Origin of the sequence: Selenomonas sp. WCT3, assembly GCA_900100835.1 — a bacterium.
Taxonomy (GTDB): Bacteria; Bacillota; Negativicutes; order Selenomonadales; family Selenomonadaceae; genus Selenomonas_A; species Selenomonas_A ruminantium_E.
In genome coordinates this window covers 194,031-208,717 of the sequence record FNCM01000004.1, presented here as the reverse complement: position 1 = coordinate 208,717, position 14,687 = coordinate 194,031, and the positions used below count along the sequence as shown (strand labels likewise).

At 50.4% G+C, this 14,687-nt stretch carries 14 protein-coding genes and 2 tRNA genes; 1 reads left to right on the top strand and 15 read right to left on the bottom strand.

Annotated elements, in window-relative coordinates; translation table 11 throughout:
- Positions 1-74 precede the first annotated feature (74 nt).
- The 11 genes from mrdA to BLQ36_RS05440 all read right to left on the bottom strand — a co-directional run bounded on the left by mrdA (position 75) and on the right by BLQ36_RS05440 (position 9,798).
- Positions 75-1,856, bottom strand: a complete 1,782-nt coding sequence (mrdA, locus tag BLQ36_RS05490; protein WP_074514454.1) for a penicillin-binding protein 2 — start codon at positions 1,854-1,856, stop codon at positions 75-77.
- Positions 1,857-1,901: 45 nt separating this feature from the next.
- On the bottom strand, positions 1,902-2,402 hold the full coding sequence (gene mreD / locus BLQ36_RS05485) for a rod shape-determining protein MreD (RefSeq protein ID WP_074514452.1): 501 nt from the start codon (positions 2,400-2,402) through the stop codon (positions 1,902-1,904).
- Positions 2,399-3,355: a rod shape-determining protein MreC gene (gene mreC, locus BLQ36_RS05480; protein ID WP_074514451.1), complete on the bottom strand. Its 957-nt coding sequence runs from the start codon at positions 3,353-3,355 to the stop codon at positions 2,399-2,401. The genes mreD and mreC overlap by 4 nt, the downstream gene beginning before the upstream one ends.
- A complete protein-coding gene (locus BLQ36_RS05475) occupies positions 3,352-4,392 on the bottom strand; it encodes a rod shape-determining protein (protein WP_074514449.1) in 1,041 nt (346 codons plus the stop codon). Before BLQ36_RS05475 ends, mreC begins: the two co-directional genes overlap by 4 nt.
- A 144-nt stretch (positions 4,393-4,536) precedes the next feature.
- A complete protein-coding gene (radC, locus tag BLQ36_RS05470; protein WP_074514448.1) occupies positions 4,537-5,226 on the bottom strand; it encodes a RadC family protein in 690 nt (229 codons plus the stop codon).
- Positions 5,195-5,785 (bottom strand): Maf family protein, encoded by a 591-nt coding sequence (locus BLQ36_RS05465; RefSeq protein WP_074514446.1) that lies wholly within the window; start codon positions 5,783-5,785, stop codon positions 5,195-5,197. The genes radC and BLQ36_RS05465 overlap by 32 nt, the downstream gene beginning before the upstream one ends.
- Positions 5,786-5,797: 12 nt before the next feature.
- Complete coding sequence (locus BLQ36_RS05460) at positions 5,798-6,070, bottom strand: DUF4321 domain-containing protein (protein ID WP_074514445.1); 273 nt, start codon at positions 6,068-6,070, stop codon at positions 5,798-5,800.
- 125 nt (positions 6,071-6,195) lie between these two features.
- Positions 6,196-7,473 carry an SLC13 family permease gene (locus BLQ36_RS05455; RefSeq protein WP_074514443.1) on the bottom strand — a complete coding sequence of 426 codons (1,278 nt, stop codon included), beginning with the start codon at positions 7,471-7,473 and terminating at the stop codon, positions 6,196-6,198.
- Between the two features lie 150 nt (positions 7,474-7,623).
- Positions 7,624-9,378, bottom strand: coding sequence for a diguanylate cyclase (locus tag BLQ36_RS05450; RefSeq protein ID WP_074514442.1), 1,755 nt, complete (start codon positions 9,376-9,378; stop codon positions 7,624-7,626).
- Positions 9,379-9,633: 255 nt separating this feature from the next.
- Positions 9,634-9,710: transfer RNA gene (locus tag BLQ36_RS05445), tRNA-Arg, on the bottom strand.
- 11 nt (positions 9,711-9,721) lie between these two features.
- Positions 9,722-9,798 (bottom strand) — tRNA-Pro (locus BLQ36_RS05440).
- Positions 9,799-9,951: 153 nt separating this feature from the next.
- Between BLQ36_RS05440 and trpD the strand changes: the two genes are divergently transcribed.
- Positions 9,952-10,968, top strand: coding sequence for an anthranilate phosphoribosyltransferase (gene trpD, locus BLQ36_RS05435; RefSeq protein WP_074514440.1), 1,017 nt, complete (start codon positions 9,952-9,954; stop codon positions 10,966-10,968).
- 46 nt (positions 10,969-11,014) lie between these two features.
- Here trpD and BLQ36_RS05430 read toward each other — a convergent pair whose 3' ends face one another.
- The 4 genes from BLQ36_RS05430 to BLQ36_RS05415 are packed head-to-tail and all read right to left on the bottom strand — an operon-like array spanning position 11,015 to position 14,655.
- On the bottom strand, positions 11,015-11,800 hold the full coding sequence (locus tag BLQ36_RS05430; RefSeq protein WP_074514439.1) for a hypothetical protein: 786 nt from the start codon (positions 11,798-11,800) through the stop codon (positions 11,015-11,017).
- 18 nt (positions 11,801-11,818) lie between these two features.
- On the bottom strand, positions 11,819-12,154 hold the full coding sequence (locus BLQ36_RS05425) for a hypothetical protein (protein WP_074514437.1): 336 nt from the start codon (positions 12,152-12,154) through the stop codon (positions 11,819-11,821).
- Positions 12,155-12,192: 38 nt separating this feature from the next.
- Entirely contained in the window at positions 12,193-13,860 is a 1,668-nt protein-coding gene (locus tag BLQ36_RS05420) for a DUF342 domain-containing protein (RefSeq protein ID WP_074514436.1), read from the bottom strand.
- A 27-nt stretch (positions 13,861-13,887) separates the two neighbouring features.
- The gene (locus BLQ36_RS05415) at positions 13,888-14,655 is read right to left on the bottom strand and encodes a FliA/WhiG family RNA polymerase sigma factor (RefSeq protein ID WP_074514434.1); all 768 of its coding nucleotides are present in this window, start codon (positions 14,653-14,655) and stop codon (positions 13,888-13,890) included.
- Positions 14,656-14,687 lie beyond the last annotated feature (32 nt).

Below are 14,687 nucleotides of genomic sequence, written 5' to 3'. Positions count from 1 at the left end.
GGCTGCCCTCACTTCTTAAAAATTTTATCTTCATCTGCCGCTATATGTGGCGGCAGAATGGATTACGGATTTTGCTACTGTGCAGCTTTTTGCTGATTGATACCAAAGGCCGCTTCCAAAATCTTACGGCCGATCGGTACCGCCGACTGGGCACCAAAACCACCCTGCTCGACGATGACTGCTACCACGATATTGGGATTATTAAAAGGCCCATAGGCAACGAACCAACCATGGTCTCTACCATGGGAGTTCTCCGCCGTACCGGTCTTACCCGCAATATCGATGGTAAATCCCTGGAAGGCCGAAGCCGCCGTACCGTATTTCGTAACATCGTGCAGACCATCCTGAACCAGCTTGATGACGTTGGGGTCAACGTCCAAAGTCGACAGGAGTTCCGGCTGGAAGTCCTTGATGACCTTGCCATCCGGCCCCACAATGCGCTTGACTACATGCGGGCGATACCGTTTTCCATCGGCAGCGATTTCTCCCATTACCATGGCAGCCTGCAAGGGTGTCACCAGATTGAATCCCTGACCAATTGCTGCATCAAAGGTCTCGGACAAGTACCATTCGCCGTCCTCGAAGTTCAGTTCCTTATAGCGGCGGTTGGCCACCAGTCCCGATGCTTCATAGGGAAGGTCGATGCCCGTCCGCTTGCCCAAGCCAAACATCCGGGCGTATTTCTCCAGTCGGTCAATGCCCAGGCGATTGCCCATCTCATAGAAGTAGACGTTATCCGAATGAGCCATTGCCTGACGGAAGTTAATGAGTCCCAAGGCCTCCCCCTCCGAGTTCCCCTTCGGAATAATCCAATGGCGGCCAGTATCGTTAATGAGTTCCTCCGGCGATACTACCCCTTCCGTCAGAGCTGCCGTACCAGTAACAATCTTAAAGGTGGACCCCGGCGGATATTCACCGGAAATGGCCTTGTTATCCATGGGATGATAAGGATTGTTGTTCAGGGCATTCCAATCCTTCGTGGAAATGCCATGAGCAAACAAATTCGGGTCAAAAGCCGGACGGCTTACGATGGCCAATATCTCCCCCGTCTGTGGATTAAGGGCGACAGCAGCTGCCGCATGGGCGTTGATGGCCTTGAGCTGTTCATCCACGGCCTTTTCCGCAGCTGCCTGCAGGTTTTTATCGATAGTAAGGTAGAGGTCATCACCAGGAACCGGGTCCTTTTTGCCAAGGATTTCTACCGGACGTCCGGATACATCTACTTCCACCTGCTGGCCGCCATTTTCGCCCCGCAGTTCCTTATCATAGATTTTTTCCAAGCCGAACTTGCCGATGATGTCGCCGGTCTTATAGCCGTCGTCCTTCATCTTCTCCAATTCCATGTCATTGATTTCACTGACATAGCCATAAGTATGTGCAGCTTCCTGCTTATTCATGTAATCGCGAATCGGCAGGACTTCGATAACAACCCCCGGATAATTTTCCTTCTGCTCTTCAATGATGGTAACGATATCCGGAGTGACATCCGCCTTGATGCGAATGGGATCAAACCCGCTATGCATGGCGATTTTTTTCTTGATGTCCTCCACCGGCACCTTTATAAGTTCTGACAAGCGCTCAATGACATCCTCCGAAATCGGCGCCGTCAACGGCAACAAGGACACCGTAAAGCCCGGGCGATTCTGTACCAAAAGTTCCCCATTGCAGTCATAAAACGTTCCCCGAGGAGCCATTGAGGGAATGATGCGGATGCGATTGCCTTCGGCCAGCTCCGAATAGTATTCCCCCTGATAGATTTGCAGGTAACCTGCCCGCCCGATGAGTACGGCAATGACTAGCACGCAAAGCCAGCCCAGGACTTTTAATCTGCCGCCAAATTCATCATTTTCGACCAAGAATTATCTCTCCCATAACGAAAGGCACCCCGGAAGGTGCCTTAATCAGTGTTTTTCTTTTTTGCTGAGTTTCTTATCCAAGGCATAGGTAAGACGATGCACCGGATAGGCAAAAGCCAGCTGATAGATGAGCATGGGAACCAGCATGGATTCCATATTGCCCACCAGATTAAAGCGATAACCTAATAATACCATAAGCAACGCCAAAATAAAATAGTTTGCCACAATTGCTGCCACCGATGCAAATACCGGCAGGAAAAACTGCTCCTTAAATACCCGATCGGAAAAGCGGCCAAAGAACATACCAATAAGCAGCTGCGAAAAGGCATGAATTCCCAGGAACGTTCCCATCGCCAAGTCTTGCAGCAGGCCAGTGCTAAATCCCATCAGCCCACCGTGCCGCATCCCCCGCAAAAATGCATAAGAAACGGTAAGCAGCAGCATGAGGTCTGGACCGATTCCACGATAAGCAATAAGGGTCAGTAACGACGATTGCATCACATAAAGCAGAATGACAAAAAGCGCCAGTTTTCCAAACTTATTCATTTCTGATTCTCCCCAGCTGCCGCAGCTTTTGCCTCAGCAGCCTGTGCAGCCGGATCCGTCTCCGTCCCCGGGGTCTGCACCGGCGGTTTAATCGGTTCCGGAGGAGCCTCACGGGAAGCTGTGATTACCATGACATCTTCTAATTTCTGGAAATCCACCGCCGTCTCTAACAGGCCGATTTTCAGCAGACCGCCAGCATCATTTTCGATGGAAGAAATCCGTCCTACCACAATTCCCTTGGGATAGATACCGCCAAATCCTGACGTTACGATAACATCGTCTTCCACCACATCCGCATTCTTCGCAATATTTACCATTTGCGGCATCATGGGGTTGTTCATGTCCCCCTGGACGATTCCGGCCACCCGGGACTCAGCCCGCTGAACGATGGTTCCCACCGAGGAACGCGGGTCCAAAATCAGCTGAACCTTTGAGGTATTCCAGCCAGCCTCAACGATATGGCCTACCAACCCTTCGGAGGTTACGACAACCATGTCCACATCCACGCCGTCCTTCTGGCCCCGATTGATGACAATCATCCGTGACCAAGTAGCCGACTCACGGCCAATAACCCGGGCAGCGACCATATCAAACTGCGTGGTCATCTGACGATAGCCCAGAAGCGTCCGCAGTCTCTCATTCTCCGCCATTGCCTCGCTTGCCTCAAGATTCTGTATGCGAAGCTGCTCCACCTCATTGCGCAGCAACTTATTCTGCTCGTGGGCCGTAGCGATGTCCCAAACCGTACTGGTCACATAATCCAACTGTCCGCCAATCCACGACACTGCCTGCTGGAACGGCGACAGCACCAGCGCCACAGCCTGGCTGTTTGCTGGTGCCTGAAAGCGCCCCTTGGCAGCAAAGAAAATGATGCAGAACAAGCTCACAATGACAAACAGCACAGCCCATGTCTTGCGATGCGGATTCTTATCTTTTCTTACTCTGCTGCTCATTGTCTCAACTTCTTCGAGGTCATTACTACACGTTTCAAGAGCTCAATATTCTCCAGGGATTTGCCGGTACCTTCGCCGACACAGGAGAGTGCATCTTCCGATACCAGAACCGGCATACCCGTTTCCTGGGATAAGAGCTTATCCAGGTTCGTCAGCAGTGCGCCGCCGCCCGTCATCATAATGCCGTGATCCATAACATCTGCTGCCAGCTCTGGCGGGGTCTTCTCCAAGGTTCCCTTAACCGCATCGATAATCTTATAAATCGGTTCATTGAGGGCATCGCGAATTTCACGAGCCTGGATGTTCAGGGTTTTCGGCAAACCGCTGACCAGATCACGGCCACGGATATCCATGGTCTTGTCCGTCTCCGGAGTGACAATAGCCGTACCGATGTTGATCTTAATTTCCTCAGCGGTGCGCTCGCCAATCATGAGATTGTACATGCGTTTGATATACTGCACGATAGCCGAATCCATCTCATCGCCACCGATGCGAATGGAACGGCTCGTAACGATACCACCCAAAGAGATGACAGCGATTTCCGTCGTACCACCGCCGATATCGACCACCATGCTGCCCGTTGCTTCCTCAACCGGCAGACCGGCACCAATTGCCGCTGCCATCGGCTCCTCAATAAGGTAAGCCTCGCGGGCGCCAGCCTGCTGGGCTGCATCGATAACTGCACGCTTCTCCACTTCCGTAACCCCAGAAGGAACGCCGACGACAACGCGGGGACGAACAAAGGACTTCGAATTCATGGCCTTGCGAATGAAGTATTTCAGCATGGCCTGGGTTACATCAAAGTCAGCAATAACGCCGTCTTTCATCGGGCGGATAGCTACGATGTTGCCCGGCGTACGGCCAATCATCTGCTTAGCTTCCTCACCAACAGCCAGTACATCGCCCGTATCACTCTTAATGGCAACAACCGACGGCTCACGCAGGACAATACCTCTGCCTTTTACATGCACCAGGGTATTTGCCGTACCAAGGTCAATGCCCATATCGTGAGATAAACCACCAAAAAGACTCCACATTTTACCGAAAAACTCCCTTCGAAATAAAACAAGCCAATACGATATCGCACCGGCGAAATTTACCATAAAATAAAACAGTACTCTTATTGTAGCACAAATCCTAGCTGTTTGTAACGGAAAAATTCCAGAAATAACAATTTTCTCCTAGGACATCAGCCCTTTGTCCTTGAGGCTGACATACCGGTTGCGCCCAATAATGACATGGTCTAACACTGGTATATCCATAATTTTTCCCGCTTTGACCAGCCGGGTCGTCACTGTGATATCCTCGTGACTAGGTGTCGGGTCGCCACTGGGGTGATTGTGCAACAAAATCATGGAAGCTGCTGCATAGTCCACCGCCGTCCGGAACACCTCCCGGGGATGTACCACGGCAGCCTGCAGGCTTCCCACTGATACATCGTGCAGTCCCAAAATGTGATTCTTGGTATCCAGCAGCATGACCGCAAAATGTTCCCGCTGTTCAAACCGGAACCGCGGCATGGCAAAATGCGCCACATCCTCAGGGCCATTTACCACCTCCGCGCTTTCGGCCTCCGCTATTGCCAGCCGACGGCCCAGCTCCACCGCCGCTAGGATAGTGGCGGCTTTCGCCTGCCCTACACCATGAATTGCCGCCAGCTCCGCAGCGGGAATGTGGGCAATGGCCAAAAGCCCCCGCTCTTTGTAATAAGCCAAGACTTCCTCGGCAATCCGCAGAGCTGACTTCTCATGGGTTCCCGTGCGAAGCAGCACCGCCAAGAGCTCCGTATTGCTTAGCCCCGCTGCACCAGCCGCCAATAATTTCTCCCGAGGACGTTCGTTAATCGGTAAATCCCTCACCATGATTGTCATACAAATCGACGCCTGCCTTTCTTGCAAGCTGTGTGACTGCATGCAGCGGCAACCCCACCACGTTGGAGTAGGAACCATCGATTTTCTCGATAAAGCGCGCCGCTATTCCCTGCACCGCATAAGCTCCCGCCTTATCTAGCGGCTCTCCGGTCTCTACGTAACGGGAAATCTCTGCTTTGGACATGGGCCCGAAGGTGACTTTTGTCGTCACAACATCCGTGTAAATCTTTCCCTTTACCGCAAACGCTATGCCCGTAGATACCTGATGGGTACGGCCAGAAAAGGTCTCCAACATGCGGCAAGCCTCCGCCGCATCACACGGCTTCCCATATGTATGCCCGTCAAGCGAAACCACCGTATCTGCTCCCAGCACCGGGCTGTCCGGATGCTCGGACGCCACGGCCTTTGCTTTCGCCACAGCATTTATTCTCACCAGTTCTTCCGGCTCGAGCAAGTCGCTGCTTTCCTCCGAAGCCTCGCTTACCAAGACCTTAAAACTGGCTCCGATCTGTTCTAAGAGTTCTTTTCGGCGTGGTGAACCAGACGCTAAAATAATCATGACTTCCCCCTCTCAATACCGGCGGAACAAGATAATTGCCAGCACAATCCCGAAAATGCTCATGAGATTGGGGGCAAAGGCCAGTCCCAGCGTCAGCTGAATCACATAAAGATTAATCGTAAAAGGCTGCACGTCAAACACCGGGTACGTCGCCACCAAATAGGGCATCAACCCCGAAAGGGCATCCACATTCATCAACAGCTGACCAATAATTCCGCCCAGGATTGCACCTACCACCACAAATAGGAAACATATCCCCGTACTGCGTCCACTAAACTTTGCCAAAAGAACCCCTCCAAACCATTATCATCCTTACTATTCTTGTCCTGCTCCCGGATTCCTGCCGGCAAAAGCAAAATCCAGACAAAAAAACAGCTGCGGAATTTGATTCCGCAGCTGTCATCAGCAGATTAAATCAAGTACCGGATATAAACATACACCGTTGACAGTATAATCGTCAAGAGCATGACAGGAAATCCGATTTTAAAATAATTGATAAAGGTAATTTTAACGCCGCGTTCCGCTGCCAAGCCAGCTACAATGAGGTTAGCCGAAGCACCGACCAGCGTTCCGTTGCCGCCCAGGCAGGCCCCTAGTGCCAAACTCCACCAAATAGGTTCCAGGTTGCTGACTCCCATATTTCCCATATCCTGAATCAGCGGAATCATGGTAGCGACAAAGGGGATATTATCCAGTACTGAAGAGACCAAGGCACTGAGCCACAGCACCAGCAGCGAAGTTTTCGTCACATCGCCCCCCGTAAGTTCCACAGCCTGTTTGGCCAGGCTGCCGATAATGCCCGTCTCGATGAGACCGCCAACGGCGATAAAGAGACCAATGAAGAAGAAGATGGTCGCCCACTCTACCGATTTCATCGTCTTCTCTACCAGATGGTGGCTGCCACCTGCCAACAGCAGCAGCAGGAAACCGCCAGCCAAGGCAATCATGGAAGACTCAATATGGGTAATGGAATGGGTGAAGAACCCCAAAATAACCAGCGTCAGCACGAACAGCGAGCGAACCAACAGTCCCCGGTCCTTGAGGGCTTTTTTCTCATCCATCTGCATGAGTTCTGCCTGCAGTTCCGGCTTCGTGTTCATCTTGTTGCGGTAAATGACCTCCACCAGGAAAATTACCACGATGAGGTTGATAAGAGCAATCGGTGCCAGATTCTCAATAAATGCCATAAAGGTCAATTCTTTGATTGCACTGCCAATCATGATATTCGGGGGGTCACCGATAAGGGTTGCCGTACCGCCCACATTGGACGCAATAATCTGCGTCAGCAAGAAGGGAATCGGATTGATATGAAGCTTCTGCGTGATGCTGAACGTAACGGGAACCATCAACAGAACCGTCGTAACATTATCCAGGAAGGCCGAAAAAACTGCCGTAATGAGTCCAAGATATACCAAAATGCGTTTTGGTTCCGCCTTGGCTACTTTCGCTGCTTTAATGGCCACGTAGTCAAACAAGCCCGTATGACTCGTCACACCCACTAACACCATCATGCCCACCAGCAAGCCCAGCGTGTTAAAATCCACATGGTGCAATGCCGTCTCCTGGCTCAAGATGCCCAGCAAAACCATCAGCGTTGCGCCAAGCATAGCGGCAACCGTACGGTGTATCTTTTCCGATACAATCACCACATACATCAAAACAAAAATAATACCTGCTAAAACTTCCATTTTATGCCTCCTTTTTGCCCTTGGCAGTACCACAGGCTTCCTAAAAAAACAGACGGAGCCCATGGTGACCAGACTCCGCCAAGATTCAAATTTAATTGCAGAAATATCTTACCATATGGAATGCAGCCATGGCAAGTCCATTCCTACGCGTTATATCATGACCACCGTATTTTTTCCCACAGTGCGCTTTGCCTCATACAAGGCACGATCCACCCGACGGCAAAGGCTGTCGACGGTATCCTCAGGATTAGCTGTAACCACACCGATACTAGTCGTTACCTTTCCTCCCTCGGTCAAAACATCCAATTCTGCAACTTTCCGGCGGATGCGTTCCGCAACCTCCTGCAGGACTTTTTGATCCATGTCGTAGAACACCACAAAGAATTCGTCGCCCCCCCATCTTCCCGGAGCATCGTCGTCTTTGCGGGTCGAGGCCCGCAAGATATCCGCAATGGCCTTGATAGTCGCGTCCCCGGCTGCATGGCCATAGGTATCGTTGATTCCCTTGAAATCATCCACATCCATCATGAGAACGGACAAGGGATGGTCGTTAAGCCTTGCGGCCTTCATCATGCGCCGCAGCCGCAGCTCCGTCTCCCCGCGGTTATAAAGTCCCGTGAGCCGGTCGAGCTGTGCCAGACGCTTCAGCTTAGAATTGGACGCCTCCAGCTCCTGGGTAGTCGTCTCAATAAAATGCACCAAATGGGCCATAATAGACCGATGCTTTTTGAGCTTCGGCGGCGTTACCACCAGCTGGGGGCTCTCTCCAGTCTTGAGTCCCTCACGCATGCCAATGGTCATCAGTGTCATATTGGAGACCATAATTTCCCCATTTTTAATGCGCATGAACTCACCATAGGCATAAAAGCCAGATGAAGGTGCCAAATCCCGCGTGATGGACAATTCCTGCTCGGTATCACTGCCCAGCAGCATCCAGCGGGCCACACAGCTTACGACAAAAATCGCTTCTGGCTGAAACGATGCCAGTTTGCCCTGCAGCACCAAGGCATTTTCGATAATATCCCCTGGGTCGCCATAAGCCAGGCGCACTTCCTCCCCTTGACGAATATCCGCCCCAAAGACTATACCGCCATCTTCGCGGCATCTACGCGGATGACGCGCCAATACCACGCCATGGCGCTCAAAATAAAAGGGAAAGGTCAGCGCCTCCACCAAGAATTTTTCATCGTTGGCAATGCCCAGATAGCGGCTGAAAATATCCAGCGCCGGCTGTCCATCCAATTCCTGCAGACAGTATTCTCCATCCATCTTCGTTACCGACATACTGCGCCCCAAAGGCTTCCAGCCGAAACTGGAGCTGGCCTCCACGCGAAGCTTATCACCACTAAACACCGCCACCGCTACACCGTGACGAAGATTCGTATTCTGGGCAAAAACCATTCCGTTTTGTCCTAAGCTGCCATCGTCCGCTAAGCCGCCAAAGAAGACAATCTCCTCCCGTGATTTGGAAACCTCCCGAAAAAAGGGATTGATATCAAGATGGAATCCTGCTGAGATTACCTCAACCGCAGCAACGTTTTTATCCGCGTTCAATATGGCCAGCAATTCCTTGCCCGCCTGTTCACTGGACATCTGCCGGAAATCGTACGACATGACGCGGACCTCCGAGCATTCAAACAACGTGAAATTAACCACGATATTATGCTCGATTAACCGTCCGTTTACAATTTCTCCCGTGGACACGGCACCAACAATCTGCGCTTCCGGAAAGGATGCCGAAATTGTCCGCTGCATCTCCATCAACATTCGCTCATTAGCCGTATCCATGAAAATAGAGACCATCACACAGGATACCCGCCGCATCGATCGGGCTTCTTGTTTTACTTTTTCAATACAGTCCTGAAGTTCCTGACGCTTTTGAATCGAAAAAGGAATCTGTTTCATTTTATTTCAACCCTTAACCATTAACAAAAACACTTACTTTATTCACTCTCATGTTATGATACGTCAATATCATATTACCGTTTACGGTTGGGATTAGCAAGTTGTTTTTCCACAGATATCCAAGCACATGTTTTTCTCGCAGCCTATGGAAAAAAGCTCGAATACAACGAGGTACCCGGGCTTTGGCAAACACTTGCTGGACTTCAACACCTATAATACAAAAAACTCCGAGGACCCCTCGGAGCAATTATCCATTGGTGCGTCAGGAGGGATTCGAACCCCCGACCCACGGCTTAGAAGGCCGTTGCTCTATCCAACTGAGCTACTGACGCAATAAAATAAATGGTCGGGATGACAGGATTCGAACCTGCGACATCCTGCTCCCAAAGCAGGCGCGCTACCAAACTGCGCTACATCCCGTAGACCACTCATATAGTATAGCCAAAACTCCTATTCTTGTCAATGTTTATTTAAATTTTATTTCCTTTTTGCAGAACTAAGTTGACAATATTACAGTTAAATGATAGTGTTTATTTTAATAATGTAATAAATTTGTATTTGAGGTGAATACGCATGATTAAAGAAGCCATTGAAAAAATAGTCAGCAAAAAAGACCTTTCCTATCAGGAAGCCTACGACGTCATGAATGAAATCATGAACGGGGAAACGTCTCAGATTCAGAATGCTGCCTATCTTTCTGCGCTTTCGACCAAAAGCACCAAGGCAGAGACTATTGAAGAAATTTCCGGTTCCGCAGCGGCCATGCGTGACCATGCCCTGGCGGTAACCCACGATATGGATGTCTTGGATATCGTCGGCACTGGCGGCGACCATGCGCACAGTATCAATATCTCCACCACAGCGGCGATGATTATCGCTGCCGCCGGCGTAAAAGTTGCCAAACACGGCAACCGGGCTGCCTCTTCCAAATGTGGTGCCGCCGATTGTCTTGAAGCTTTGGGAGTCAATCTGGACCAGCCGCCAGAGAAAGTGGTGCGGGAATTAAAAGAAATTGGCCTTTGCTTCATGTTCGCCCAGAAATATCACAGTTCCATGAAATACGTAGGCGCCATTCGCAAAGAACTGGGAATCCGTACCGTATTTAACATTCTTGGCCCACTGACCAATCCAGCCCATCCAACCCATATGATTTTAGGTGTTTACGACGAATACCTACTCGAACCTCTGGCTAAGGTCATGTTATCCTTAGGGGTAAAAACCGGTATGGTAATCTTCGGCCAGGACTGCTTGGATGAATTCTCCCTAAGTGCTCCCACCAGCGTCTGCGAGTTCCGTGACGGCTGGTTCCGCCGCTATGAAGTAACACCAGAGGAATTTGGCTTTACCCGTTGCCAAAAAGCCGATATCCGTGGCGGTGCCCCCGCTGAAAATGCCCAGGTTACCTTGGCTATCTTAAAGGGCGCTGCTGGCCCCAAAACCGATATCGTACTGTTAAATGCCGGTGCTGCCATCTACGTTGGCGGCAAAGCCGACAGCATAAAAGCTGGCATCGAAAAAGCCCGTGAGCTCATCGCTTCCGGCGCCGCTATGAAAAAACTTGAGGAATTTCGTCAGCTCTCCAATGCCTAACATACGAAAACAGGCTATGACAAGCGCTTTTGTCATAGCCTGTTTTTTATTCCAATTCTCGACGATTCATCTCACGAAGAAGTTCAATGGCCCCTTTGCCGATTCCCGTCTCGCGAGCTGTTTCTTCTACCGAATAGCCGCTAAGCAGCAAAGCCCTTGCCTTAGCGGCATTCTGGGACATCCCCTCTTCCGGCTCTTCCACATCAGAAACATCTTCTGTCTTAACAGGCTCTTCTTCTGCCTCAGTCACACGATGGTTCATAGCCTCAGCTAAACCGACAGCCTGATGTTCCCCCATAACATGGGGAGCATGAAGTTCCTGCTCCTCCCGCTGGATGGATTTTTGCAGAACAGCGGCAAAATCCTGTGCATCGACACGTTCAACGGCTGCAGCTGGCGGCTGCATCATCGACGGCTGTTGTGCCATAGCCGCTGGCGCCATCGGCGCCGGTGCCATCATCGGCATAACCGGCGGATTCTGCCAACGTACCGGCAACTCCTGGGCCATCTGTTTAGCGGCCATAATCCGATCATCGAGCTGACGCCCCTGCTGCTCTAACGACAGGGAAAGCTGACGAGCTTCCGATAGCTGCGCCTCTAGCTCACGGTTACGGGCTTCAGCCTGCTGCAACAGCTGCTCCAAATGACTGATATGACTTCCCATCCGCTTGATTACTGCATCAGCTGACCGCTCGATTTCGGCTTTAAGCTGATTCGCAGAATCCACCAGTTCCTCTTCATCCCAGGAACCCTGCTGCCGCCTAGAAAGCCATCTAGCCCCCATCACCAGGATAAAACCAACTATAATAAGTGAACCTAACGTATTGACCATAGTGGAAAAAAATGCCTCCTAAAAGCTAATATCCAAAAGATTCCCCCTGGAGGGATCCTTGGCATATTTAACAGGCTCCGGCGCTTTTTCTTCTTCAGAGGAACTGGCCTGATGCTTAGAACCATACCCCTGTCCGCCGTGTTTTTGCTGGCGCTCCGGGTCGTCCTTGATGCGGCCGTCTTCCGGATTATCCTTTGCCCGTACCTGTTCCTGTTTCAGCTTGTCGTCTTCTTTTTGTTGTATTGCCTGAAAATCAGACTGCATGGCATTAGCCTGATTGAGATTATGCTGTACCTGCGCCGCATCAGCAGCACGCGGCACCATCATTTGCAGGCTCATCGGCGTTATATCCATGAGGAATCCTTCTTTCTCAATACCGCCACTTATATCTCTTAATAGGGCCCAATATCTACACGATCGTTTTTCACCGCCAGGGTTGCCCGCTTAATTTCCGACTGTACATTCATCATAACTGAATTGATAGATATCCTTACCCCCGGATAAACGGTATCACTGACGCGAATTTTACCATTCTGCATCATATTGAGTTCTGTCTCGATAGCTAAAATCTCTTTTTCATCGCGCTTAATTTTGCCAGCTAAGGGGAACTGGGAACGAGTCAACGCATTGATTTGATTGATGCGCTCCTGAGGCAAGCGGCTAATATCAATCTTCCCCAGGGTGTTGAGCATCTGGGTGATTTGCTTGAGCCGCTGTTTGGAATCTTTGTATTCCTGACAGAGTTCCCGATAGCGCTTTTGCAGCTGCGGATTGACCCCCACGGCCAAGCGAGTTACCACAAATGCCGTATTGCCGACAATCTTGCAACGAATCTCTTCGCCAGCCTCCACCAAGCCGCCTGTAATCATCCCGCGTTTATCTTCAAGGAAAATACGTTTCCCCGCACTGATATTGGAATGAAGTGCCACATCCTGGATATAAATATCCCGCTCACTTTCTATCACAGCATTTTCCGCAAAAGCAGCCCGGACATCCTCCCGAGCCTTGACTTTTCCGCGATTCATCCCGTTTACGCCGCCCTGGATATAGACGTTACGGCCCTCGACATCACCGCCACTGACCATACCACCAATCTCGATGTCACCAGTAGCTTTGACGACAAAGCCGGCTTCAACATTGCCCTTGATTTCTACACTGCCCATGAAGTCGATATTTCCGGTTCCCACATCAACACTGCCTTGAATTAGCAAATGGGGGTCAATAGTAATCTTCTTGCCACTATCCACAATCTGACCATCAATAGAGGCAATCAAATCATTCTCACCGGAAATTTCCGTATTCTTCCCCTGGGGGATAGGAATTGGCTTGCCGTTTTTCGCTGGCACTTCCATGCCATAAACATCACGGCCTGCCTCTCCTTCCGTCTGAGGAATACGCACCGCCAGCAAGTCACCTTTCTTAGCCAGTACGAATAGATTCATATCTTTGAAATCAACCCGATCGTATTGGTCGACCTTGGGGCGTCCTTTAACCCCCAAATCGAAATGGCGCTCAATCCGGGCATTTTCCCCATTTTTCGGCGGTTTCCCCGTTGCGGCTACAAAGGGGTTCAAACTCTCTACACCAACACGAATCGCTTCATCGTCAATGCCAAAGACGATATTGTGGTCGGCCAACGCAGCCCGTACCGTGTCAACGGATGGAAGCCTCTTGCCAATCTTCGTGTCGTAGCGAATGGTTACCGTCATGCGGTCCCGGCTGACATCAACAATAAGACCGGCTTCAGCCTCTGCCTCGTTCTCTTCCTGAGTGATTCCTTCATCCTGAAGCGATAGATTCGCCGCTTCCTCCGATGATATATAACAGTCTGCTAATTTTTTCGACTCTCCTGAAGCCTCTCGTACAATCTGTGAAAGCGTGATGATATCATAATCGATAACACCATTATCGTGCAAAATCTGGCGGATATCCGAAAGTTCAAATAAAAGGCCATCAGCAGCATCAGGATAAATCGTCAAATAGACACCATCTTCCCGAAATTCACACAGGTAGCCTGCTTCTTTGCTGCCTACTGCCGGGCGCAATGTCTGGTCATCCATGATACGTCCCCCCCAGGCTGAAAATCGCTATACCAAGCTTGCCTTCATGCGAGCCAAGTAACCGCGTAAACGAAAAACTGCTTTTGTGTGCAGCTGCGATATTCTGGCCTCTGATAATTGAAGGATCAAACTGATTTCTTTCAAAGTCATTTCTTCGTAGTAGTAAAGTGCTACAACCTTTTTTTCTTTTTCCGGCAGCCGGTCTATCGCCGCTGCCAAAGTATCCCTAAGTTCGGCCTTTTCCAGCCGTTCTGTCGGACCTGCCTCACTTGATGCAGGAGTATCTGTCCGCAGATAATCATCTAGTGGAATCACAGTGGCTACACTGATTTGACTCTCCAGGCTTTGCAATTCTTTTGCACTAACCCCTAGTTCTTCCGCTAACTCCTCATCATTTGCCGGACGTCCCAGACGATTCTCAAGTTCATAAACCGTCTGCTCATAGCGACGGATTTTTTGCCGTATCGCCACCGGCAGCCAATCCTTGGACCGCAAATAATCGAGCATCGCGCCCCGGATTCGAACACCAGCGTAGGTCTCAAACTTGTTTTTCCGCTCCATGTCATAACGGTCGATTGCATCAAGCAAACCAAAAAATCCACTTGATAGCAAATCGTCCCGATCCACATGGGACGGAAGACTGATTGCCAGACGCCCTGCCACCATCTTTACCAGTGGAAGATAATGCTCTGCCAACTGGTTGCGAAGCTCGATTGATTTATTGTCCAAATAACTATGCCAAAGGGAAGTAATATCGGCCAAATTTTCATCTTGGTTCTGTCCCCTAGAATCCATTGGAACGACCTCCTCCCATCCTAAGTAATTCC

Excerpts from the sequence above, each read along its gene's own strand:
- BLQ36_RS05430 (WP_074514439.1), bottom strand. The coding sequence starts at position 11,800 with ATGGTCAATACGTTAGGTTCACTTATTATAGTTGGTTTTATCCTGGTG.
- mreC (WP_074514451.1), bottom strand. The coding sequence starts at position 3,355 with ATGAGCAGCAGAGTAAGAAAAGATAAGAATCCGCATCGCAAGACATGG.
- BLQ36_RS05425 (WP_074514437.1), bottom strand. The coding sequence starts at position 12,154 with ATGGATATAACGCCGATGAGCCTGCAAATGATGGTGCCGCGTGCTGCT.
- BLQ36_RS05465 (WP_074514446.1), bottom strand. The coding sequence starts at position 5,785 with ATGATTATTTTAGCGTCTGGTTCACCACGCCGAAAAGAACTCTTAGAA.
- radC (WP_074514448.1), bottom strand. The coding sequence starts at position 5,226 with ATGACAATCATGGTGAGGGATTTACCGATTAACGAACGTCCTCGGGAG.
- mreD (WP_074514452.1), bottom strand. The coding sequence starts at position 2,402 with ATGAATAAGTTTGGAAAACTGGCGCTTTTTGTCATTCTGCTTTATGTG.
- BLQ36_RS05420 (WP_074514436.1), bottom strand. The coding sequence starts at position 13,860 with ATGGATGACCAGACATTGCGCCCGGCAGTAGGCAGCAAAGAAGCAGGC.
- BLQ36_RS05455 (WP_074514443.1), bottom strand. The coding sequence starts at position 7,473 with ATGGAAGTTTTAGCAGGTATTATTTTTGTTTTGATGTATGTGGTGATT.
- BLQ36_RS05450 (WP_074514442.1), bottom strand. The coding sequence starts at position 9,378 with ATGAAACAGATTCCTTTTTCGATTCAAAAGCGTCAGGAACTTCAGGAC.
- trpD (WP_074514440.1), top strand. The coding sequence starts at position 9,952 with ATGATTAAAGAAGCCATTGAAAAAATAGTCAGCAAAAAAGACCTTTCC.
- BLQ36_RS05475 (WP_074514449.1), bottom strand. The coding sequence starts at position 4,392 with ATGTGGAGTCTTTTTGGTGGTTTATCTCACGATATGGGCATTGACCTT.
- BLQ36_RS05415 (WP_074514434.1), bottom strand. The coding sequence starts at position 14,655 with ATGGATTCTAGGGGACAGAACCAAGATGAAAATTTGGCCGATATTACT.